General features: G+C 72.3%; 4 protein-coding genes and 1 pseudogene. 4 read left to right on the forward strand and 1 reads right to left on the reverse strand.

Annotated elements, in window-relative coordinates; translation table 11 throughout:
- A pseudogene (locus tag Q4A20_RS14425) lies at positions 1-220 on the reverse strand (hypothetical protein); the annotation flags it as partial.
- 196 nt (positions 221-416) lie between these two features.
- Here Q4A20_RS14425 and Q4A20_RS14430 point away from each other — a divergent pair.
- From Q4A20_RS14430 to eccCa, 4 genes are all read left to right on the forward strand, one after another.
- Positions 417-722, forward strand: a complete 306-nt coding sequence (locus tag Q4A20_RS14430; protein ID WP_303124039.1) for a hypothetical protein — start codon at positions 417-419, stop codon at positions 720-722.
- The gene (locus Q4A20_RS14435) at positions 719-2,023 is read left to right on the forward strand and encodes an EsaB/YukD family protein (RefSeq protein WP_303124041.1); all 1,305 of its coding nucleotides are present in this window, start codon (positions 719-721) and stop codon (positions 2,021-2,023) included. The genes Q4A20_RS14430 and Q4A20_RS14435 overlap by 4 nt, the downstream gene beginning before the upstream one ends.
- A complete protein-coding gene (locus Q4A20_RS14440; RefSeq protein ID WP_303124042.1) occupies positions 2,020-2,925 on the forward strand; it encodes a hypothetical protein in 906 nt (301 codons plus the stop codon). The genes Q4A20_RS14435 and Q4A20_RS14440 overlap by 4 nt, the downstream gene beginning before the upstream one ends.
- On the forward strand, positions 2,922-6,668 hold a 3,747-nt coding region (gene eccCa, locus Q4A20_RS14445; RefSeq protein WP_303124043.1), incomplete at its 3' end, for a type VII secretion protein EccCa. The genes Q4A20_RS14440 and eccCa, both read left to right, overlap by 4 nt.

Here is a 6,668-nt window from a genome sequence, read left to right on the forward strand (position 1 = left end):
CCCTGGCACCGGCGCCGTCCGCGACGACGCCGCAGACCTCCGCGGCCCCACGGGTCGCAGCACCCGGCCCGCCTTCACCACCCGCGGCGGCTGCGCCCGGCCCTAGTCGCCCGCCCACCGGCGCGGATACGGCCCCGCCCACGGCGGCAACGCCGACCGCCCCGCCCACGCCGACGGATTCGCCCGCGGGTTCCGGCCGCCCCTCCCCGCCGCGGGTCACACGCAAGTCGATACGTGCGTGGGAGAGGGCACAGGAGCGGGCCCGCGCCCTACAGGAGTCGGAATCGGAGGAACGCGCACAGCAGGGCCACGAAAGGATGGTCGGATGAGTTCAACACCCGCACCCGTCGGCGCGGCCTGCGCGGCGATTCACCGCGACCGTAACCGCGACCGTATCGGCCTCGAGATGCACATCCATGGCGCGTGAGAACGAGCAGGCGGTTCTCGACTCTGCACGGGTACACCATGCGCGCCTGCGTGACGCCTTGGAGCGTGGCCGCAACCCCGGTAGGAGCCGGGCGCTAGCACCGCGGCTGATTGCCTCGCTGGTGGTCGCCGCCCTGGCGTGCAGTGGTTGCGTGGGCTACGCCTACATATCCACACACTTCGACTCCTCCGGCTCCACCTCCGGCGAAGTCCCCACCGATCGCGCCACCGCAGAGCACTCCCCCGTCGGTACCACCGAGGCCGTTCCGGAAGCGGAGCAGGAAGCAGAGCAATGATCCCCTACACCCGCGTAACCCTGGTGGCCGAGCGCTCGCGCGCCGAAATGGTGCTGCCCTCGACCGAACCGGTCGGTGTCCAGATGCCGATGCTCCTGTCCCTGCTGGGCGGCCCCGTCCACTCCGGCGCCCCGACGTCGACGCACCTGATGCGCGCCGACGGTCGCCTGGTGGATCTTGAGCTGGACCTGGCCGCCCAGGAGGTTCTGGACGGCGAGGTCCTGCGGCTGGTCGCCGACGATGAGATCCCGCCGCCCGTGCGCGTGTCCGACCTCAGTGAGACGATGGCTGACTTCACCGAGGCGCACCCCGGCAGGTGGCGTCGGACGGACCGGCCGCTCGGAGCCGGCCTGCTCATCGGCGTCCTGAGCGCACTCACCCTGTGGCCTCAGCTGCAGGCGGTCTCGCCTACGACGCACACCTGGGTGGCACTGGCGGGACTGCTTCTGCTCTTCACCGTCGCCGCGCTGCGTCGCAGCGGCATCGGCCCCGCGGGCATGCACGTCCTCGGTCTGTGCCTGCCGCTGGGGGTGTTGGGGGCGCAGTGCCTCACCCTGGTCGCGACGGGAGCCGAGTCCGGGATGCTTGCGGCCCTGTGTCTGTTGCTGCTGGTGACGGCCGCCCTGGGGCTGGCCTTCGGCCGTTCCGGGTGGATCACCGGCGCCGCCGTCGGACTCGGCGCCGAGGGCACCTGGATGCTCGTGTCCGCCTTGTCACCGACCGTGAAGCTGGCTCATGGTCTCGCGGCGGTACTCGCCCTGATACTCGCCGGTTGCCTGCCGTGGATCGCGCTGATCGTCTCCGGTGCGGCCCGGCTGGATGACACCGCTCTGACCGGGGTTCTGCCGCCGCGCGATCGCGCCCGACGCAGCCTGACCGCGGCACACGACTCCCTGCTGGTCTCCTGCCTGGTTGCGGCGGGCGCTCTGGGCTGGACGACGGCGAACCTGGCCCGGCAGGACGACCCGTGGGGGCACTGGCTGGCCGCCGTCGTCGTGGTCGCCGCGGCGCTGCGGTCGCGTGCGTTCCCCCTTCGGGCGGAGGTACTGGCCCTATGGCTCGCCTGCCTGCCCGCTCCGCTGATTCTGGCCTCGACGCTGCCCTGGTCGCTACGCGCCGCAGTGCTGGCCGTGGCCGTGCTGGCGCTGGCGGCCGCCGGCCTCTACCACAGCGCCGATCAGACACGGGTGCGGCTGCGCCGGCTCGGTGACATGGTGGAGACCGCCGCCACCATCGCCACGGTGCCGCTGCTGTGCGGGCTCGATGGACTGTTCGCCCATCTGTTGGGGCTCTTCGCATGAGCGCCGCCGTCCTCGACCGTGCGGGCGACCGCCGCAACGCCGCCGCCCGCCTGGACCTCCTGCGCCGCCCGCTCGACCTGTGCGCCCTGGCCCTGACCGGCGCGGCCGCGTGGCGCGGTGCCGCCGCACGGACGCACCTGTCCCTGGTGCAACCATTGCCGTTGACCTGTCGCATAGCCGTGGTGCCGACCACTCCCGGCTGCGGGGCCACAACCGTGGCCCTGCAACTGACCGGAGCACTGACCCGCGCCCGGCGTACTCCGGCGCTGTTGCTGTCCGCATCCCCGGGCTCCGATACCGTCGCCGACCACCTGCCCTTCGCCCGTCGCTGGCCCCTGGAGGAGCCTCTTCCCGCTGCGACGCCGCCGGCACGGCTCGGACCGGCGCTGCGCGACTCGGCGGGCTGCGGACCCGATGGCCTGACCTCCTGCCTGCGCCTGCCGACGGCGCAGGCCGGGGTGCCGTCGGCATGGCATCGGGCGCGGCGCGAGCTCGGGCACTTCTTCGACTCCTGCCTGACCGAGTTCGGCCCGCTGACGCCCGCGGAGTCGGCCCGGATCGCCCCGTTCCATCACGCGGTCGTGCTGGTGAGTCCGGCGCGGCGCCGCGAGGTCGAACGCACCCGCGGGCACCTGCGTGAACTCGCCGCGGCCGTCGCCGATCGGCCCACCGAACCGGGGCGCGGGCGCCGCCCCGCGGTACTGCACGCCGTCGTCGCCACCGCCCCCGGACATCCACTCATTCCGCGTCTGGGCCCGGACGAGACGCTGATCCCCTATGACCCGGCGCTGCTGCGGCAGACCACCCCCATTCCCCTGCGGCGTCGCACCGCCGTCGCCATCACCGCCTTGGCCGCCCGCGCCGTGGACGGGGCCGCCCGGAGCGTGCGAGGTAAGTCATGATCCGCACCGTCCACCGGCCCGGGCGCCTGCACCACCCGCTGGAGCTGCCCGAGCCGGTCATCCTGCCCGCGCCGCCCCAGCTGGCCGACACCGGTGCGGGCCAGGGCTTCCCCTTCCAGATGATGCTGCCCCTGGCCGGAGCCGGCTCATCCATGCTGATGATGACGCTGCTGCGCGCGAACCTGATTTTCGCGGTCCTGGGTGCGGTGATCATGCTGGTGACCGTGATCGGCATGCTCGCCGCCACCGTGTCCCGCCGCAACGTGCAGGCACGGCAGCGCCGCGAGCGGCGTGAGCGCTACCTGGACTCATTGGCGGACTGCGCCCGGGCGCTGGAGGCCGCCGCCGGGAGTCTGCGTCAACGCGCCTACCGGGCCGATCCCGCCCCGCAGGCGCTGGCGGCGTGGGCCGTGTCCCCCGAGCACCGTTGGGAGCGCCGCCGCAGTGACGGCGATTTCCTGCGTCTGCGTCTGGGCACCGCCGACCTGTCCCATCCGCTGGCGGCCATGCCCCGTTCCGAGGCCGTCGCCCAGGCGGATCCGCTGCTGGTGCGGGAGGCGCGGAACCTGGTGAACAGTTATACGGTCCAGTACGCCATGCCCGCCACCATTGATCTTGATGCCGCCGGTGAGGTTTCCATCGTCGGGCCGCGGGAGGCGACGCGGGCACTCGCCCGGACCCTGCTGGTGCAGGCCGCGGTGCATCACGCCCCGGAGGACCTGCACCTGGCCCTCGCCCACGACGCCGCTGCGGCCGAGGCGTGGCAGGGGGTGTCCCGGCTACCTCACCTGCGTATTCACGGGGTCTTCGACGGGCCGGTGGCCATGCGCCGGGTCGGCGCGGACCAGGAGGATCTGGAGCGAGTGCTGCGCCCCGAGATCGCGGCCGCGGCGAAGGCCTCCGCACGGGTGGCGCGCATCGGGGCGGGCGCTGCGCAACGCCGTCGTCCCCGCCTGCTCGCCGTCGTCGACGAGGCCGGGCCGGCCCAGTCCCTGACGATCCCCGACGCCTCGCTGCGGGCGCAGGATGTGGGAGCCACCGTCCTGCACCTGGTCACCGACCGCCTGGACGAGCCCTCCGACCCGTCACTGCGCCTGACTGTGCGGGAGGACGGCACGGTGCTGGTGGAGGATCTGCGGCCGGTCACCGATGCCTCGGGCCGGGTCGAGCGCGGTGCCGCCCCGATCCCGCCCACCGTGGTGACCCCGGATGAGCTGGGCCCGGCGGCCGCGGAGGGCGTGTGCCGGGCGCTGGCGCCGCTGTCCCTGGGGGCGGCCGCCGAGCGGGAGGTGGAGGAGGCGTCCGCAACCTCCCTGGCGGACCTTCTGGGCGTGGATGATCCCCGGAGTATTGATGTGTCCTCCGTCTGGAGGCCCCGCTCGGCGCGTGACTTCCTGCGGGTGCCGCTGGGCACCGATGACCACCATGAGCTGGTGCTGCTGGACCTGAAGGAGTCCGCCCAGTTGGGAGTCGGACCGCACGGGCTGTGCGTGGGTGCGACCGGCTCGGGCAAGTCGGAGCTGTTGCGCACCCTGGTGACGGCGCTGGCGGTCGGTCACGGCCCTGAGGACCTGTCCATGATCCTGGTTGATTACAAGGGTGGGGCGGCCTTCGCCCCCTTCGCGTCCCTGCCGCACGTGGTGGGGCTGATGGATAACCTGGCCGATGACGCCGGGCTGATCGAGCGGGCACGTGCCTCGATCGCCGGTGAGGTGGTGCGTCGGCAGAAGCAGTTGCGGGACGCCGGTTCCTCCCCCGACATTGCCCACTACCGGCGGCTGCGGCAGGAGCATCCGCAGATGGCGCCGATGCCGCACCTGTTCGTCATCATTGACGAGTTCGGGGAACTGTTGACGGCGAATCCGGACTTCGTGGACCTGTTGCTGACGATTGGGCGTATCGGCCGGTCGATCGGCGTGCACCTGCTGCTGTCCAGCCAGCGCATTGAGGGCGGTAAGTTGCGGGGCCTGGACACCTACCTGTCCTACCGGATCTGCCTGCGCACCTTCACCGAGGCCGAGTCCTCCGCGGTGATCGGGGTGCCGGATGCCTTCCACCTGCCCGCCTCCCCCGGGTACGGGTATTTGAAGGTGGATACCAGTGTGTTCACGCGTTTCCGGGCCGGTTATGTCTCCGGTCCGGTGGAGGAGGCGGAGGTCGAGCCGGCCCCCGCCGACCGGGTGGAGCAGGTGCCGTTGCTGCTGCCGGTGCACAACGGGCTGGAGGCCGAGGAGCCGACGGCGGCACAGGCCGTGGTCCCGGAGGGGCACACCACCCGGATGACGGTGGTGGACGCCGTCGTCGCCCAGCTGGGGCGAGCCGCCGAGCCCATGGCGCCGGTGTGGCTGCCGCCGCTGCCGGAGCGGCTTGCGCTCACGAAGGTGCTGGACGGGCCGCTGCGACGCGATGAGATCGGCCTGCGGGCGCCCGCCCCGCCCGGCCCCGGCCCGCGGGTCCCGGTGGGCCTGCTGGATGATCCCGCCCATCAGCACCAGCAGCCGTGGCTGTTGGACCTGACGGTGGGCGGCGGCCATGTGGCGGTGGTGGGGGCGCCGCAGAGCGGACGCACCACCTTCCTGTGGACGCTGACCACGGCGTCGGCGCTGACGTATGGCCCGGACCGGCTCGCCTTCTACGGGGTGGACGCCACCGGCGGCGGACTGTCACGGCTGGCGTCGCTGCCGAATGTGGGCGGGGTGGCCACGCGTGGGGACCGGGAGCGGATGCGTCGCGTCCTGGAGGAGGTCGTGGCGATGCTGGATCAGCGCGAACGGGTGCTGGCCGCCCACCGCATCGATTCTCTGGAGGTGCTGCGCACCCGTCACGCCGCGGGCGAGGTGCCCGAGTTGGCCAGCGCGGATGTGGTGCTGCTGGTGGACGGGCTGGCCCTGCTGCGCTCCGATTTCCCGGAGTTGGAGGACCCGCTCGACGACGTGTTGCGCCGCGGCGGCGGCCTGGGGGTGCATGCGGTGATGACACTCTCGCGCGGCAATGATCTGCGCATGTCGCAGCAGTCGCTGGTGGGTACGCGCCTGGAGTTGCGACTGAATGATCCGGCCGATTCCCTGGTGGCCCGCAAGCTGTCGGCTACGTTGCGGGCGGATGTGCCGGGGCGGGTGCTGCGCACGGACAAGTTGTTCGCCCAGGTGGCGCTGCCGGTGCCCGAGGGGGCGGACCTGTCCCGGGGCGTGGGCATGGTGATGGCGGCAATGGCGCAGTTGATCGCCAAGAATTGGCACGGGCCTGCGCCGGCTCCGGTGCGTATGCTGCCGGAGAGTATCGATCCTGCGGACCTGCCGGACGGCGAGCAGGAACCCGACCTGCTGCCGCTGGGACTGTTCCAGGACACGATGACGCCGATCAATCTGGATCTTGCGGGACGGGATCCGCACCTGCTGGTGTTGGGCGATTCGGGCTGCGGCAAGAGCACGGTGCTGCGTGGGGTGATCGAGTCCCTGGTGGAGCGGTACACGCCCGATGAGTTGGTGATGGCCGTGTATGACGTGCGGCGGACGACCGCGGGGGCATGCCCGGAGGCGTTCTTGGGCGGGCATGCGACCTCGACGGCGCTTGCCGGCGGGCTGTCGGCGTCGATCGCCGAGGAGTTGCGCCGGCGCTCCGACGCTGCGGCGGCGGGGCGGGCGGTGGCGGGGCCGCGGATCGTGCTCGTGGTGGATGACTATGACATTCTGTCCTCGGGCGGCACTGGGCCTCTGGGGCCGATCATCCCGTTCTTGTCATCG

This window comes from Actinomyces sp. (genome assembly GCF_030530635.1).
Taxonomy (GTDB): Bacteria; Actinomycetota; Actinomycetes; order Actinomycetales; family Actinomycetaceae; genus Actinomyces.

Excerpts from the sequence above, each read along its gene's own strand:
- Q4A20_RS14435 (WP_303124041.1), top strand. The coding sequence starts at position 719 with ATGATCCCCTACACCCGCGTAACCCTGGTGGCCGAGCGCTCGCGCGCC.
- Q4A20_RS14430 (WP_303124039.1), top strand. The coding sequence starts at position 417 with ATGGCGCGTGAGAACGAGCAGGCGGTTCTCGACTCTGCACGGGTACAC.
- Q4A20_RS14440 (WP_303124042.1), top strand. The coding sequence starts at position 2,020 with ATGAGCGCCGCCGTCCTCGACCGTGCGGGCGACCGCCGCAACGCCGCC.